The sequence below is a fragment of the uncultured Eubacterium sp. genome (genome assembly GCF_937958975.1).
Classification (GTDB): Bacteria; Bacillota; Clostridia; order Lachnospirales; family Lachnospiraceae; genus Eubacterium_G.
On sequence record NZ_CALGRE010000011.1, the window covers coordinates 17,597 to 33,408 of the forward strand.

The window sequence follows — 15,812 nt, forward strand, 5'->3', positions numbered from 1 at the left end:
AGAGGAAACGAAAACTATGACAAGAAAAAAGAAAATGAGTAAGAGAATTTTTCTGAATATGTTTATTATATCATCTGTTGTAATTGTTGTTACAACTGTCTTAGCAGTAGTGATTGTCTATAAAAATTTTTCTAAACAGAATATGATTGCATTAAAGAATGAATTATCAGCCACTGCCAACGGTTTAAAACTGAATGGTGTGGCTTTTTTACAATCATTCGATATAAAACATAGAATAACATTAGTGGATACAGATGGAAAAGTTCTATTTGACAATATAGAAAATACACAAAAAATGGAAAACCACAATAAAAGAAAAGAAATTATAGAGGCAAGAAAGCAGGGATATGGATATTCTGAGAGATATTCGGATACCATATCAAAGAAGACAATAAATGTTGCACAGCTTTTGAATGATGGAAAAGTATTAAGATTGTCTGATACGATGTCGTCAATTTGGTCAGTGTTGCTGAATACGTTTGCGTCAATGATGGCTGTCATGAGTATTGCAATCATAATATCAGGATATTTATCATTAAGAGTTTCGAGGGCAATAACGAGACCCATAAATGGAATTAATCTCAGTTATCCTGAAAAAAGCCAGGCATATGAAGAAATACAACCTTTATTAGATAAGATAATGAAACAAAACAGGCAGATAGAAAAACAAATTGAAGAATTAAACTGTGAGCACAAGAAGCAGAATGATATGAGAAGGGATTTTACGGCAAATGTTTCCCATGAATTAAAAACACCGTTAACATCTATCTCAGGGTTCGCTGAAATTATTCAAAATGGATTGGTAAAGGAAGAGGATATTGTTAGGTTTGCGGGAAAAATTCATGATGAGGCTCAGAGGCTGATTATTTTAGTAGGGGATATTATAAAATTGTCCCAACTGGATGGGAATGATATTACAGTAAAGTTTGAGCCGATTAATTTATATGAGACCAGTCAGGCAGTTATGGCACACTTAGAATCGGCAGCAGATAAGAAAAATGTATCTATGAACCTATCGGGCAGCCATTTGATTATTACAGGTGCAGAGCAGATTATTGAGGAGATGATTTTTAACATTATAGATAATGCAATAAAGTATAACAGAGATGGAGGAAGGGTAAATGTAAATATTTACAGCAGTGAGGAGGGCATACATTTATCAGTGGAGGATACCGGACTGGGAATACCCAAAGATGATATAGGAAGAATTTTTGAACGATTTTATAGAGTAGATAAAAGTCATTCCAAAGAAATTGGTGGAACCGGATTGGGGCTTTCTATTGTGAAACATGGAGCAAACTTTCATAATGCAAAAGTATTTGTGGAGAGTGAGTATAATGTTGGAACAGTTATGACATTAGTTTTTTAACATGAATTATAAATATTTAACGTAGATTTAACATTCAAAATAATTACAATTTACACACTGCCTATAGTATAAAGTCGAAGAAACCAAAAGAAGGAAAAAACAGGAGGAAAAAATGGATATATTTAATATTTTATCTTTAATAGGCGGATTAGCGTTATTTCTATTTGGAATGAATGTGATGGGAGAGTACCTCGAAAAAAGAGCCGGAAATCAATTAAAAGGAATTTTGGAAAAGCTTACGTCCAGCAGATGGAAGGGCTTTCTGCTCGGAGTAGGAGTAACTGCGATTATACAAAGTTCGTCTGCGACAACGGTTATGGTAGTCGGTTTTGTAAATTCCGGAATTATGAATTTAAAGCAGGCTATCAGTATTATTATGGGAGCTAATGTAGGAACTACGATTACATCATGGATATTGAGTTTGTCAGGGATTGAAAGTAGTAATATATTAGTTAGTCTGTTAAAACCTTCATCTTTTACACCAATATTGGCGCTGATTGGGATTGTTCTCGTTATGAGGAAAAAAAATACAAAAAGTGCTGATACGGGAATGATTTTACTCGGATTTGCAGTTTTAATGTTTGGTATGGAGGCAATGTCAGATGCTGTGAGTCCTCTAAGAGATGTGCCGGAGTTTCAAAATATTTTAACAATGTTCAGTAATCCTGTTTTAGGTGTACTTGCAGGGGCAGTTTTAACGGCTGTAATTCAGAGCTCTTCCGCATCGGTCGGTATTCTTCAGGCATTGGCCTCTACCGGAGCAGTGAGCTATGGAAGTGCAATTCCTATCATTATGGGACAGAATATTGGAACGTGTGTTACAGCAATGATTTCATCTGTCGGTGCGAATAAAAATGCAAAAAGAACCGCAGTGGTACATCTGGCATTTAATATCATCGGAACTACCGTCTGGCTTACAATATTTTGTATCGTCAATGCTATTGTCGATTTAACGTTTATTAATGAAAGCGCAAATTTATTGGGAATAGCGGTGATTCATACTATATTTAATGTTTTATGTACGGTGTTGTTATTTCCGTTTGCAAACCAATTAGAAAAATTGGCCTGCTGTATTGTGAGAGAATCAAAGGTAGGAGATTCTATGCAGCTAGTCGATGAGAGACTGATGGCAACGCCAACCATTGCAATAGAACAGTGTAAGAGACAGGTAATTGTGATGATTGATAAGACGATACAGGGAGTTGAAAGCGCATGTAAGTTAATTGGATTATACAGCGAAAAAAATTTAGAAAAAATTATGGATGCGGAAAAAGAAGTGGATAAATATGAGGATAAATTAGGGACTTATTTAGTACATGTGAGCAGGCAGAATCTGAGTGAACAGGACAGCAGAGTCGTTACGGAACTGTTGCATATTATAGGTGATATTGAGAGAATTTCGGACCATTCGGTTGGAATAGCGAAATCTGCGGAAGAGATTACAGAGAAAAAATTAAAATTTTCAGACAAGGCAACGGAGGAGATTCAAATTCTCATTGATGCAGTCAGTGAAATTTTAGAAGAGACAAAACTTGCGTTTTCACAGGATGATATGAGGGCAGCGTTATCAGTTGAGGCAATGGAGCATGTTATTGATAAATTGAAATATGAGTTGAAAAAGAGACATATTGACAGATTGAAAAATGGAAAATGTACGATTGAACAGGGATTTATTATGACTGACATTATTACTGCTTTGGAGCGCATTTCAGATCATTGTTCTAATATCGCAGGATGCGTGGAGGAGATTGCACATGGAAGCTTAGGACTTCATGCATATACCAAAGAAATTGATAAAATGCCGGGAAGCAGATTTTATAAGATATATCAGAGCAAGTTGGAAAAGTTTAAGTTGGAATAAAGGAGATGTAGTAACAATTGTAATAATATGAAAATATTTTTAATTGGGTTGGTGAATAATAATATTAGGTTGTTGATTGGGTTATTTTTGTGGTAAAATAAAACAAAATAAAGTGGAAAAGGGAGGAGGAGTTTATGAATACAGACGTATTTAGAAATTTATCGTATGGCGTGTACGTGGTTTCCACAATGGATAATGGGCGTGCTACAGGTTGTACAGCTAACTCGGCAGTACAGATTACAGCGTCTCCTGCTACGGTTGCAGTGAGTATCAATCATGATAATTATACGAATCAATGTATAAAGGAGTTTGGAAAGTTTGCGATATCTATTATTGCGGAGGATTCAGACCCAATGCTTATTGGAAAGTTTGGATTTTTCTCGGGAAGGGATACAAATAAATTTCAGGATGTAGATTTTAGTATTGTGGAGGAAACACCGATATTAAATGATACCTGTGGGTATTTGGTGTGTAAAGTTATTGATACGATGGAAACTTCAAGTCATACCGTATTTTTAGGAGAAGTGATTGAGGGAGATATCAAAGGAAATGGACGTACACCGATGACATATGCTTATTATCATAATGTAGTCAAAGGAAAAAGTCCTAAAAATGCACCGACATATATTGCGGAGGAATAGATTAATATTGTGAGAGCCAAGGGACAAATCTGAAAATGAGTTTGTTCCTTGTTTTGTTCTATAAGATTTTAGTTTTAAGGGGTGAGCGGTTGTTCGCCCAGCGTGCAGGAAAATTAATTATGAAAGCAAAAGATATAAAAGAAATTTTAAGAAAAAAGATTGATAAGTATGCAGAAGAAAAATCGTCCATAGAAAATATAGGATTTGAGAATGGTAAATTTTATTGGCAGCATATTGTGTTGAAAAGATTTGAAATAGTATTTATATATTCGTTGAAGGATAAAATCAGTTTGCCTGCCAGCACATTATATTGTATGGTTTATCCTGTAAAGAACTTTGGGAACCCATATAATTTGTGTGAAATTGTCACAGCAATAAACAGAAATGATTTGCGGTGCTGCGTGTTTCCCTATATTGAAAATGAAGAAAGGCTGGAGGCATGCTTTTGTCAGCTGACTGCTATTTTGGATGAGTATATGCCGTTATTGGGCAATGCAATGGAAGATACGGATTTTCTAAATGAGTTAGAAAATAAAAGATTAACAGACATTCAGAATTTGTTCAAGATGAATGATGAAAAGATGAAAATGACTGTTGAAGATGAAGGAATGTTAAACTGGTGCATAAATGAATATGAAAAAAATCTGGTGTGGAGACTTACAAATGAACCGGCATATCAGTGTTTTCTTCAGGGAAGATATGAGAAAGCTAAGAAAATTTATCGGAAAAAGATTCATAAAGGAAAATATATTTTATACGAGAAATTACTGTATGATTTTATTGGTAAAATAGAATCCGATACAACTTTTGAGGCGATTCCTATAAATTGTTATTCCTATCGGAAGGCAAAGAGGACAGAGACTCCAATGGGAATGATAGATGTTTTAATTGTTTTTTATATTATTTGGGCAGGTTTATTTTGGGGAACGGCAAAAATAATTATAGGAATTGCAGGAAAAAATGCAGTTTATGTATCTGAAATCGAATGGTATTTTAATTTTTTATTTGCACTTTTACCGACTATTTTAACGAGCCTGTTCTATAAAGGGAAAATATATAAGTTAAGGCATAAAAAAGAGAAGGTGGATTTTGACGAAATATTGGTGACTGATAAACAGAGAAAATGGATGAAAATTTTTATCTGGATAATTTGTATTCTGGTAGTGGGAGCTAATTCGCTGCTTAGTGTTCCACCATTGATTGTATATGAAGACAGATTATATGAGAATAAGATGGAACATTTTCTTGAGATTCAGTATGACGAGTATCTATACGAAGAAGTAGAAAAAGTGTATTGGATTAAGGGAAGATATAATGATTGGGACGAGTATATTAAACGAAGTTCTTATGTATTGGTAATGCATGACGGAAGGAAACTTGATTTGGACTCGGTTACAGTTTTTAATGAAAATAAAGCAAATCATGACATTGAAAAATATGTTTTACCGTATTTGGGGGAGAAAGGGAAACATATTATTGTGGCAGACTCAGACAGAGATATAGAATAGTATGCTCGGTAAGTATTTATCGTTATTCCTAATAGGTATTGGTAAAACATGATAAAATGGTTTAGACTAAGAGTATCAAAAGAATGGAGGAATATTATGGCAGAGAAAGTGTATTTTACAAGAGAAATAACACCGGGAAAAGTGTTAGAACTTTATAAAATGTGTGGAAAACAGTTGGATGGAAAGGTAGCTGTCAAACTCCACTCCGGTGAGGTTGGAAACCAGAACTTTTTAAGACCGGATTTTTGGAAGCCTGTGATTGACTATGTGGGCGGTACGGTTGTGGAATGTAATACTGCGTATGATGGTGAGAGAAACACAACAGAAAAACATTTCCGAACAATTAAAAAACATGGATGGGATGAGTATTTTGATGTTGACCTTATGGATGCAGAAGGTCCGGATATGGAGTTAGAAATTCCAAATGGAAAAGTTATTAAGAAAAATTATGTAGGCAAGACGTTAGCAGATTATGATTCGATGCTAGTGTTGTCGCATTTTAAAGGACATCCGATGGGAGGATACGGCGGAGCAATAAAGCAGTTATCTATTGGTGTGGCTTCCTCTTATGGAAAGGCTTATATTCATGGTGCAGGTAAACCGGATGAAATGTGGATAGCCGACCATGATTCATTTTTAGAGTCGATGGCGGATGCGGCAGGTTCCGTTGTTGACTATTTCAACGGAAATGTGGTTTATGTAAATGTTATGAAAAATATGTCAGTAGATTGTGACTGTTGTGCAGTGGCAGAAGACCCATGTATGCAGGATATCGGAATATTGGTATCACTTGACCCGATTGCGATTGACCAGGCGTGTATTGATTTGGTTTATAAAGCTGATGATTCGGGAAAGGGTCATCTGATAGAGAGAATCGAGAGCAGGAACGGAGTGCATACGATTGAAGCAGCAGCAGAACTTGGTTATGGAATCAGAGAGTATGAACTTGTAGAAGTATAGCCAATAAGAAATGAAATTATAATCCGCGAGGGATGCAGTGTACATGCTTAGCATGCAAATCTGCGCCTCGCGGAAATTTTTTGTTATTTAACTATTGGATGATGGTATGTAAGGAATTAATGCACCAGCCACGTTAGAAATTGGCATTGTCTGTAACCATACCTTTCCAGGACCGGTTACGACGGTATTAAATAGTCCTTCTCCACCAAGAAATTTATTCTTTAAGCCGGGTACTGTCTGAATATCCATTTGACAGCTTTCTGTCATGGCAGCGAGATGTCCTGTATCAATAATTATCTGCTCGCCGGGTCTTAATTCATGTTCAATAACGTGCCCATCAAATTCAGCAAATGCCAGTCCGTGTCCGGAAATTTTCTGCATAATAAATCCTTCACCACCAAATAATCCGGAACCCAATTTTTTTCTAAAATGCATAGATAATTCTACGCCGGATTCAGAAGCTAAAAAGGCTGATTTTTGCATTATCATTGCATTGCCGGGAGTGATTTCAAAGGCCTTGATAGAACCCGGAAAACTGGAAGCAATGGATATCATACCAGCGCCACCCACAGCAGTATAAATATTTTGAAAAATAGTATCACCGGATAATGCTCTTCCAAACATTTTGCCAATACCGCCGCCGGTTGTTTCCATTTTCATGTTTGGAGACATCCAAGCCATGCCTCCTCCTTCTGTAATAATTTTTTCACCGGCTTCTAATTCACACATAACTACCGGTAATGTTTCACCTTGAATTGAATATTTCATTTTGTAATTGCCTCCTTTGTAAATACTTAATTTTTATGCGCACATGAGTATTTTTAATAAAATCATGTGTTTAAATTATATCATATTTATTCTATTTTTATCTACCTAACATATTTTCTATTATACTATAAATTTGAAAATTAGTCTTTCTTTTTTGAGGGAGATTTGTTATCGTTTTGCCGGTTTGAAACACTTTCCGCCTGTTTATCACTTACCTGACTGCCATCATGTTCCATATGGTAATTGTCTTTATAAATCAGTTTTGAAATTGGAACAATGGTATATCCCTTTTCCTGCAATCCTTCAATGACTTTTGGAAGCGCTTCGGCAGTGTATTTTGCACCGTTGTGCATAAGGATAATTGAGCCATTCTTTAAATCTTTATGATTTAGGACTGTATTTACGATAGCATCTACGCCATAGTTTTTCCAGTCCAGACTATCCACGTTCCATTGAATTGTATAGTAGCCACATGATTTAGCCTGAATAATAAGGTTATTGTCATAATCACCGTATGGTGGACGGAAAAGATGCATGGTAACACCTGTGAGAGCCTTTACTTTTTCAGTCACCTTATTTAACTCGTCTGCCATTTCAGTTGTGCTTAATTGTGGCATATGCTTGTGATTTTCACTATGATTTCCAAGGTCGTGTCCAGCCTCATTAATTGCTTTTACATCATCAGGATATTTTTCAACCCAGCCGCCAGTCATAAAAAAAGTTACATTAATTTTGTACTTTTTTAATGTGTCAAGAATTTTTTGAGTGTCTTCATTCCCCCATGCTGCGTCAAAACTTAGTGCGACCTGTTTCTTATCAGTCTGCACGTTGTAGATTGGCAGTTCTTTAGTAGATGTGGAAGCGGTTAATGCCTGCCAGCCGTTTTTAAATAAGTTTTCCTCATAATAATATGTAAGACCAACTACAGCCAGCAATACGCATAACCATAAAATGCTCCTTTTAAGTAAACTTGTTTGCTCTGGATTTGCCATAGGCGTCTCCTAAAAGTGCTTGTTATAGTGTATGATGAAAATTCTGATTTCATGAAAAGAGACAAACCGTGACATTTAGACAATTACATATTTTTATGAATTAATTTGAATATATTTTTTACATATATTAAAATAGGATTTAAGAGTAAATATGAAATAAAACACAAGTATGGAGGTATTTTGAGTGAATAATTATAAGCCGCCATTTGGTATGACAGATTATATTACTTATCTGGTAGCAGAAATTAGCGAGCAGGTAGGAAGAATCACTGTTTTACAGGAAGGTACAATCAGTCCGCATTTACGTCGGGAAAATAGAATTCGGACGATTCATTCGTCATTGGCAATTGAACATAATTCTCTGTCACTGGAACAGGTTACAGCAATATTGGATGGAAAGAGAGTGCTGGGAAATCCAAATGAAATCAGGGAAGTACAGAATGCGTATGAAGCATATGAGATGATGGTGCGTTTGAACCCGATGTCTGTTGAGGATTTATTGAAAGCACATCATCTGATGATGAACGGATTAGTGGCTGAAAATGGAAAATTCCGTTCCGGCGGAGTCGGAGTATTCAACGGAGACATTCTTATACATATGGCACCTCCGGCTAAATTTGTTTCAGGACAAATTAAAGATTTGATTGGATGGTATCAGGATTCCCCAATGCACCCGTTAATAAAAAGTGCGATATTTCATTACGAATTTGAGTTTATTCATCCATTTGCCGATGGAAATGGTCGGATAGGGAGAATGTGGCATAGTCTGTTACTTGGGAAATGGAAAGAGTTGTTTTATTGGCTTCCAATTGAGGAATTGATTCAGTCACGTCAGGAAGAATATTATAATACACTGGGAGAGGCTGACAAAAGCGGTGACAGCGCTGTCTTTGTGGAATTGATGTTAGAGATAATCCGGGATAGTTTAAAGGAAATTACAGTTGTTGGTCGCACGACCGACCAAGATAACGACCAAGTAAACGACCAAGATACCGATTCGATTCGAAAACTTTTAGATGCAATTGGCAATGAAACATTATCAGCTACAGAGATAATGGGACGAATGAATTTATTACATAGACCGACATTTCGAAAGAATTATTTAAATCCTGCGTTGGAACAGGGCGTGATAGAGCGGACAATTCCGGAAAAACCAAACAGTCGGAACCAAAAATATAAACGTTTACACTGTAAAAGGGAATGAGAGGCGATAGTCTATGAATAGAGAAGATAACGTATTAATATTTGAAGATACTAGAAAAATGTACAACAGTAATCCGAAGTTAATGGAATCCGTTAAAAATTCCAGAGAGAAACAGCAATTAATTTTGGAAAAGGATATTGTACGAAAAGACAATAACAAAAAATATGAAAAACCTATGGAAATCGTGGTGTCAAAAAAGAGAAGTTTTGAAGCTGCAATGAATTATAAAGAACAGAAGATATGTGTGCTGAATTTCGCTTCTGCAACAAATCCGGGAGGCGGAGTGACAAGAGGCTCCGGTGCGCAGGAAGAATGTTTTTGCAGGTGTTCAACCTTATATGCAAATCTAAAAATAGATAGATTTATGAAGGAGTTTTACATACCACATAGAAAGGCAAAAAATTATTTATATAATGATGACTGTATCTATACACCGGATGTGACAGTATTTAAAACAGACGGTGCCAGACCTGAAACGATGAAAGAAGAGGATTGGTATCATGTAAATATCATAACCTGCGCAGCACCGAACTTAAGAGCGTATTTCGGAAATTATGAAGGAAAGGTTACAATAGATAAAAAAGAAATAAAGGAACTTCATCTAAAAAGGGGCAGACGTATTCTTGATGTTGTCAAAGCAAATGGAAATGAAGTTGTAATCCTTGGTGCGTTTGGATGTGGAGCATTTCGCAATCCTCCAGAGATTGTAGCAGAGGCTTACAGTGAACTTATGGAAGAATACAAATATGACTTTAAGACAGTGGAGTTTGCAGTTTATTGTCCTCCGAGAGATGATAGGAATTATCAAGCGTTCAAAAGAATTTATGTATAGGCTTTCTTATTCATATGTAGTCATATTCAAATTATTAACTTTTGGGAAAAATATTGAAAATAAAATATTTATTTAATTTTTACTTATTTGCTATAAAATAGTGTATAATGAAAATGTAAAATAGATTGTGAAAATGAGAGGAGGAAAACAATGAATAATTCAGAAGCTTTATTAAGTAGTGATGAAAGATTTACTATTTTTTCTTTTGAGAATTATGTGATTCGTTTTAAAGCTCCGTATTCTCTTGAAAAATACACAGAGATAAAAGAATGGGATAGGGGATATATTGTAGTAATGGCTAAATATAGGCATAATATCCGAGATGAAGAAGAATATATAGATTTGGTTCCTATTTTGAAAGATTTATATATGGAACCGGAAGAATTTTTGGAACCGATTAAGAAAGTGAGGATTGTATATGATTGATGTTAAAAAAGTTGCAGATACAGCAGATGTTATTGTAAATGGTTATGCATTTACTTCTAGTGACGGAAAATATAAAATTTTAAATTTAAATCGTCCTGATAAGGCAGCAGTAGCAACAGCTACTGGCGAAATAATTGAAACTAATATGGATGATATAGAGATAAAAATTGTATCTGAGTATCTTGCACGTAATTTGAAATTTATGGAGGAGTAGTATGCCAAAATATTATGAATATAAAGTTGCCGGATATTATTTATATTTTACATCATTTTGTGTTATAGAATGTATGCATGTTCATGCAAGTGATTGTAAATTGACAGAGGCTGGTTCAGCAAAGTTCTTTGTTAAGGATGATGGAGAAGCAGTCGTTCAAAATAGAGGTTTGTTAAATGATAGAGAATTAAGAAAAATTCAGGAGTTTATAAAAGAAAACTATCGTGAAATGTATCTTAAATGGGCATCATATAGTGATGAAGGATTTTATGGAGATAAATAAAAATATTATAAAATAAATGCGCAAGTGGGAAAGTTCTACTTGCGCATTCTTACATTATCCCGTGCTGCATCAAAACATAGCACAAATTGTTTCTTATCAGTCTGCATATTGTAGCTTGGAAGTTCTTGTTATAGTGTATGATGAAAATTTTGATTAATTGGTTTGAATATATTTTTTACATATACTAAAATAGAATGCAGAAACAGATATGAAACAAAGTGCAACAATTATTGTATTTCAGGAACGCTTGTCAAAAAAGGCGGTTATGGGGCTTCTTATGATTGTTGTGGGAACAATGACAATGCTGATTCCAAAAAAAAGTGATAAGTTTTTTCTTTACGCAGAATAAAAAAATGTTATTATATTAAATAGTAATAAGAACGAAGACAAGGAGGATATATTTTTATGACAGAGAAGAAAATTCCGTACAAAATTTATTTGGAGGAAAGTGAACTGCCAAAACAGTGGTATAATGTGCGTGCTGATATGAAGAATAAACCGGCGCCGCTGTTAAATCCGGCCACGTTGCAGCCGATGGGATTTGAGGATTTAAGACCGGTTTTTTGCGATGAATTGATAAAGCAGGAACTGGATGACACAACACCGTATTTTGATATTCCGGAGGAAATACAAAGTTTCTACAAAATGTATAGACCGGCGCCTTTAGTGAGAGCATATTTTCTTGAGAAGGAACTAGACACACCTGCAAAAATTTACTATAAGTTTGAGGGGAATAACACATCGGGAAGTCATAAGCTTAACTCAGCGATTGCCCAGGCATATTACGCAAAGAAGCAGGGATTAAAAGGTGTGACCACAGAAACCGGAGCAGGACAGTGGGGAACCGCTCTATCTATGGCATGTTCATACTTTGATTTAGATTGTCAGGTATATATGGTAAAAGTATCTTATGAGCAGAAGCCATTTAGACGTGAAGTTATGAGAACATATGGTGCGTCAGTGACACCTTCTCCATCAGAAAAAACACAGGTAGGAAGAAAGATTTTAAAAGAATTTCCAGGGACAACAGGAAGTTTGGGCTGTGCTATATCTGAGGCGGTTGAGGCTGCTACAACACAGGAAGGATATCGTTATGTGTTGGGTTCCGTGTTATCGCAGGTACTCTTACATCAAACAGTGATTGGTTTAGAAACAAAGACAGCATTGGATAAATATGATATAACACCGGATATTATTATTGGTTGTGCCGGAGGAGGTTCTAATCTTGGTGGACTTATTTCACCATTTATGGGTGAAAAGTTAAGGGGTGAGAAAGATTACAGAATTATTGCAGTAGAGCCGGCATCCTGTCCGAGCCTGACCCGTGGAAAATATGTTTACGATTTTTGTGATACCGGAATGGTTTGTCCACTGGCAAAGATGTATACATTGGGCAATGGGTTTATTCCATCAGCAAACCATGCAGGTGGTTTGAGATATCATGGAATGAGCTCTATATTATCACAGTTGTATGATGATGGACTTATGGAAGCTACTTCGGTAGAGCAGACAGAAGTATTTGAAGCTGCTACAAAATTTGCAAGAGTAGAGGGGATTCTTCCGGCGCCGGAAAGCAGTCATGCAATCAAGGTAGCAATGGATGAAGCTCTTAAATGTAAAGAGACAGGTGAAGAAAAAACAATTGTCTTTGGACTTACAGGAACAGGATATTTTGATATGGTCGCATATGAGAAATTTAATGATGGTGTGATGAGTGACTATATTCCGACAGATGAGGATTTAGAAAAGGGATTTGCAACTGTACCAAATATTCCGGAATTAAACCGGTAAATACAGATTTCGTATAGAAAATGCGCAGGTGAATAATATCACTTGCGCATTTTACTGTTAGGTTTATTTTATGGAAAGCCACATTGCCGGTCGAATATTTATATTTGTATTTGTGACTTGATAGCCATAATTCATGACCTTTCCGTAGGAAACGAACTGGGCAGTATTCTGAGTTTTTCCAGGAGTAATAAGCCACCAGTCTCGTAAAAAGTTATTCAATATATTCTTATATTTGTCAGCCTCTTGGCCATTTAAAAGAAATAATTTATCTGTTGTATCTTTACCGCCAATAGTTTTGTATGTTGTATTGTCAGGAATAGAAACATGGGAATCAACGATTCGTTCTATCATTTCATCACAAAATGTTTTACTTAAGAAGGTATCGTTTAAATACTTTCTAAGGGTACAGTTTTCCCAAGTGATGTCTTTATCTATATTGTGGTATGCATATCCATTAATGGGTTCAGATTTAATTAAAAATACTTTGGACTCATTTTTTTCTAAAATAAGCCATTTATAAGAACCGTATAGCACAGAATCACCTATTTTAGCATTTCGAATATTTTCGATTTCTGCTTCCGTGAGATGAGATTCGCTCTCTTTGTAATCGCCTAAATCTCTAAAAGTATTTTTTGCATTGATGTAATCATTCTTAGTTTTACATTGTAAACCGTATTGATATTTACACTCACGAGAGCGTATACTGCTGTCCTTGTAATTCCCTAAATTGTGAAACATTTTATATGATTTTTCGTAGTTTTCTACTTTTTGAAAAAACGAGGCTCTCGTATATCTTCCGGGTTTGGTCTTTAAATAAATTGTTCCACTGATGCAGGCGATAATAGTAATTGCAAGCAAAATTAAGATGATTTTTCTAAGAGGTTTCATGGTTACATTTTCCTGCGTAACTGTTGTGGAAGGTGTCTCTTTTTTTTCTGTTTTTCTTGCTATTTCTCTATGTTTGTTTGCATATTCAGTACATTGTTCATAAAGACTCTGGGAATTTTCATAATCGCCCAAAGACTCATATATTTTTGATATATCTTCATATGTTTGCGCTTTATCGATATCGTGTGTCAGACATTTAACGGCTTTGCGCAGTGTTTCCGCATATTGATATTTTTCTTCATCTGTCTGTTTTGTGTTTTTGACTTTTGTATTATTTGCCATAAGCACCTCCTAAATTGTACATTATCATTATACACAGTTGGAAAAACTTTTCAATATATGTCATAGATTCAGAAAATCGACAATAAATTTTTTAGTTTGGACAAATTGTCCTACATTACATCAAACCACAGGGAAAAATGTATACTATTATTTTGTACGAATATTTCATATTTTATTTCGGTATGCTACAATTTTTGTAATGTATATTGGGGGTGGATGTATGAAATATATTGATAGAAAACAGGTATCAGATATACCGGAGTTTAGGGGGGAATGTGATAGAAGAGACAGGGAGATGCAAATTGAATTGGAAAGAGTGTTGGCAGAATTATTGGCAGACAAAGTCAATAATATTTTGTTTGATTATTTGATTTGCTGTTTTAAAGATGGAAAGTCAATCGATGAAATATATTACAATCAGGAAAAGAATGTTGTGATAACTATATTAAATACAAATTATTGTAAAGTGAATATGATTTTAAAATCAGATAAGTTGATTGACGAAAATCATGTTATCGAAAATAAAAATATGGATGGGATATATCTTACAGAATGGGTTAAAGTAAGTGGTAAATATTGTTTTGGAATTATTGGGCGAAAAAAGAGCGAAGATACAATTTTCGAGGTGGAGATTTATTGTGAGGATGTTCAGATAAATGTTGAATTATTTAATTATATGGAGCTGTATGAGTCAGACGAGACGAGACCCTGGAGTATGTTGATTGCAAAGCTAACAGATATGAAGGATAAAGTAGAAAAACTCGGAGATGAATATTTGAACGAAATAGAGAAAAAATTATTTCCCCTTGCTACATTTCTCCCTCTTTTATTATGTATGCCGGAAACGGATATGGCAGGGGACGTAAAAAAAGAACAGATTGATATTTTATTGAAATATGCCAGAGAGTCAAGGAATCAAAAAGTGGAAGAATTATTGTTAAAATTATATAAAGAAGATGCATTTGATATTTCAGACAAAATTTCAAGTATGCTTTTAAAAGAAAAGTCGCAGCATTTGTGGAGACTAATTTTTAATGACATGAAGATGGCGGCTGCAACATATGAAAGCCGCATTGAGAAATATTGTGGTAAAAAAGAGGTTGCACATGTAAGAGATTTTATAGATGACAGATTAAAAAAATATGGTATGAATGGAAGTTATCCTGATTATTATAAAGAAAATCGGGAGCAAAGAAATATAACACATATTAAATGTTTTGAAGGTTATATCAAAGGTAGTATGTGTATTAAAATAAAGATTATTACGAAAAGAATAAAGAAAAATGAGACAAATAAATATAAGGATTATTTTAGCACCTGGTTTTCAGATACGAAAGACGTTAAAGAGTGGGGGATGGATATGTATCTTGATTCTCTGGAGCGTAATCATGTAGAAAAAGAGATAAAAAAATATTGTAACTTAATCTTCAAAATTATAGAAAAAAAGAAATTAGAGCAAGCTGAAAAAAGATTAATTTATAATAATGCAGAAGGAGTTAATGTAAAGTTAATAAGTAGGACAATGGGGATGAGTATTGCTTTAGGACTTCTTTTAGGAGAATGTTTTACAGGAGTATTTTTCCTTGTGATTGACGTAATTCCTGAAATATTATCAATGTTTTTTGACAATATTAGTAGTATGGGAATTACGATAAGCGAGCTGGGCTGGATGCTTTTGGGGAGCAGTATAGGATTTTACATTATTGTGTTTGCCTGCCTGATAACAATAGGGATGAAAAAATATTTATAATAGATATAGACAGAGAGATTGTTGCTTGTGTTAATTTAACATA

General features: G+C 34.8%; 16 protein-coding genes. 13 read left to right on the forward strand and 3 right to left on the reverse strand.

The genetic code is table 11. From position 1 onward, the window contains the following. Positions 1-16 precede the first annotated feature (16 nt). From Q5O86_RS01275 to Q5O86_RS01295, 5 genes are all read left to right on the forward strand, one after another. Positions 17-1,369 carry a cell wall metabolism sensor histidine kinase WalK gene (locus Q5O86_RS01275; RefSeq protein WP_302625343.1) on the forward strand — a complete coding sequence of 451 codons (1,353 nt, stop codon included), beginning with the start codon at positions 17-19 and terminating at the stop codon, positions 1,367-1,369. Positions 1,370-1,481: 112 nt separating this feature from the next. Further along, complete coding sequence (locus Q5O86_RS01280; RefSeq protein WP_302625344.1) at positions 1,482-3,230, forward strand: Na/Pi cotransporter family protein; 1,749 nt, start codon at positions 1,482-1,484, stop codon at positions 3,228-3,230. Between the two features lie 134 nt (positions 3,231-3,364). After that, positions 3,365-3,871, forward strand: coding sequence for a flavin reductase family protein (locus Q5O86_RS01285; RefSeq protein ID WP_368074717.1), 507 nt, complete (start codon positions 3,365-3,367; stop codon positions 3,869-3,871). 119 nt (positions 3,872-3,990) lie between these two features. Further along, entirely contained in the window at positions 3,991-5,379 is a 1,389-nt protein-coding gene (locus Q5O86_RS01290) for a hypothetical protein (protein ID WP_302625345.1), read from the forward strand. A gap of 96 nt (positions 5,380-5,475) precedes the next feature. Continuing rightward, positions 5,476-6,339 carry a DUF362 domain-containing protein gene (locus Q5O86_RS01295; protein ID WP_302625346.1) on the forward strand — a complete coding sequence of 288 codons (864 nt, stop codon included), beginning with the start codon at positions 5,476-5,478 and terminating at the stop codon, positions 6,337-6,339. An 87-nt stretch (positions 6,340-6,426) separates the two neighbouring features. Here the strand turns inward: Q5O86_RS01295 and Q5O86_RS01300 are convergent, their stop codons facing one another. Together Q5O86_RS01300 and Q5O86_RS01305 are read right to left on the reverse strand one after the other, a co-directional pair. Next, positions 6,427-7,107, reverse strand: a complete 681-nt coding sequence (locus tag Q5O86_RS01300; RefSeq protein ID WP_302625347.1) for a TIGR00266 family protein — start codon at positions 7,105-7,107, stop codon at positions 6,427-6,429. 140 nt (positions 7,108-7,247) lie between these two features. Next, on the reverse strand, positions 7,248-8,099 hold the full coding sequence (locus Q5O86_RS01305; RefSeq protein ID WP_302625348.1) for a polysaccharide deacetylase family protein: 852 nt from the start codon (positions 8,097-8,099) through the stop codon (positions 7,248-7,250). A gap of 184 nt (positions 8,100-8,283) precedes the next feature. Between Q5O86_RS01305 and Q5O86_RS01310 the strand changes: the two genes are divergently transcribed. The 7 genes from Q5O86_RS01310 to Q5O86_RS01340 all read left to right on the forward strand — a co-directional run bounded on the left by Q5O86_RS01310 (position 8,284) and on the right by Q5O86_RS01340 (position 12,849). Further along, positions 8,284-9,303, forward strand: a complete 1,020-nt coding sequence (locus tag Q5O86_RS01310) for a Fic family protein (protein ID WP_302625349.1) — start codon at positions 8,284-8,286, stop codon at positions 9,301-9,303. 13 nt (positions 9,304-9,316) lie between these two features. Next, the gene (locus tag Q5O86_RS01315; RefSeq protein WP_302625350.1) at positions 9,317-10,135 is read left to right on the forward strand and encodes a TIGR02452 family protein; all 819 of its coding nucleotides are present in this window, start codon (positions 9,317-9,319) and stop codon (positions 10,133-10,135) included. Between the two features lie 150 nt (positions 10,136-10,285). Further along, positions 10,286-10,561, forward strand: coding sequence for a hypothetical protein (locus Q5O86_RS01320; protein ID WP_302625351.1), 276 nt, complete (start codon positions 10,286-10,288; stop codon positions 10,559-10,561). Next, entirely contained in the window at positions 10,554-10,775 is a 222-nt protein-coding gene (locus Q5O86_RS01325) for a hypothetical protein (RefSeq protein WP_302625352.1), read from the forward strand. The genes Q5O86_RS01320 and Q5O86_RS01325 overlap by 8 nt, the downstream gene beginning before the upstream one ends. 1 nt (position 10,776) lies before the next feature. Beyond that, positions 10,777-11,058 (forward strand): DUF4160 domain-containing protein, encoded by a 282-nt coding sequence (locus Q5O86_RS01330; protein ID WP_302625353.1) that lies wholly within the window; start codon positions 10,777-10,779, stop codon positions 11,056-11,058. Between the two features lie 208 nt (positions 11,059-11,266). Next, on the forward strand, positions 11,267-11,407 hold the full coding sequence (locus tag Q5O86_RS01335; protein ID WP_302625354.1) for a hypothetical protein: 141 nt from the start codon (positions 11,267-11,269) through the stop codon (positions 11,405-11,407). 56 nt (positions 11,408-11,463) lie between these two features. Next, on the forward strand, positions 11,464-12,849 hold the full coding sequence (locus Q5O86_RS01340; RefSeq protein WP_302625355.1) for a TrpB-like pyridoxal phosphate-dependent enzyme: 1,386 nt from the start codon (positions 11,464-11,466) through the stop codon (positions 12,847-12,849). Between the two features lie 63 nt (positions 12,850-12,912). Here the strand turns inward: Q5O86_RS01340 and Q5O86_RS01345 are convergent, their stop codons facing one another. Next, entirely contained in the window at positions 12,913-14,019 is a 1,107-nt protein-coding gene (locus Q5O86_RS01345) for a DUF6273 domain-containing protein (RefSeq protein ID WP_302625356.1), read from the reverse strand. A 220-nt stretch (positions 14,020-14,239) separates the two neighbouring features. On the opposite strand from Q5O86_RS01345, the gene Q5O86_RS01350 reads away from it, so the two are divergent. Further along, positions 14,240-15,769 carry a DUF3878 family protein gene (locus Q5O86_RS01350; RefSeq protein ID WP_302625357.1) on the forward strand — a complete coding sequence of 510 codons (1,530 nt, stop codon included), beginning with the start codon at positions 14,240-14,242 and terminating at the stop codon, positions 15,767-15,769. Positions 15,770-15,812: the final 43 nt, after the last annotated feature.

Coding starts and splice junctions, on each gene's coding strand:
- Q5O86_RS01290 (WP_302625345.1), top strand. CDS start 3,991: ATGAAAGCAAAAGATATAAAAGAAATTTTAAGAAAAAAGATTGATAAG.
- Q5O86_RS01280 (WP_302625344.1), top strand. CDS start 1,482: ATGGATATATTTAATATTTTATCTTTAATAGGCGGATTAGCGTTATTT.
- Q5O86_RS01345 (WP_302625356.1), bottom strand. CDS start 14,019: ATGGCAAATAATACAAAAGTCAAAAACACAAAACAGACAGATGAAGAA.
- Q5O86_RS01330 (WP_302625353.1), top strand. CDS start 10,777: ATGCCAAAATATTATGAATATAAAGTTGCCGGATATTATTTATATTTT.
- Q5O86_RS01350 (WP_302625357.1), top strand. CDS start 14,240: ATGAAATATATTGATAGAAAACAGGTATCAGATATACCGGAGTTTAGG.
- Q5O86_RS01315 (WP_302625350.1), top strand. CDS start 9,317: ATGAATAGAGAAGATAACGTATTAATATTTGAAGATACTAGAAAAATG.
- Q5O86_RS01275 (WP_302625343.1), top strand. CDS start 17: ATGACAAGAAAAAAGAAAATGAGTAAGAGAATTTTTCTGAATATGTTT.
- Q5O86_RS01340 (WP_302625355.1), top strand. CDS start 11,464: ATGACAGAGAAGAAAATTCCGTACAAAATTTATTTGGAGGAAAGTGAA.
- Q5O86_RS01325 (WP_302625352.1), top strand. CDS start 10,554: ATGATTGATGTTAAAAAAGTTGCAGATACAGCAGATGTTATTGTAAAT.
- Q5O86_RS01285 (WP_368074717.1), top strand. CDS start 3,365: ATGAATACAGACGTATTTAGAAATTTATCGTATGGCGTGTACGTGGTT.
- Q5O86_RS01320 (WP_302625351.1), top strand. CDS start 10,286: ATGAATAATTCAGAAGCTTTATTAAGTAGTGATGAAAGATTTACTATT.
- Q5O86_RS01335 (WP_302625354.1), top strand. CDS start 11,267: ATGAAACAAAGTGCAACAATTATTGTATTTCAGGAACGCTTGTCAAAA.
- Q5O86_RS01305 (WP_302625348.1), bottom strand. CDS start 8,099: ATGGCAAATCCAGAGCAAACAAGTTTACTTAAAAGGAGCATTTTATGG.
- Q5O86_RS01300 (WP_302625347.1), bottom strand. CDS start 7,107: ATGAAATATTCAATTCAAGGTGAAACATTACCGGTAGTTATGTGTGAA.
- Q5O86_RS01295 (WP_302625346.1), top strand. CDS start 5,476: ATGGCAGAGAAAGTGTATTTTACAAGAGAAATAACACCGGGAAAAGTG.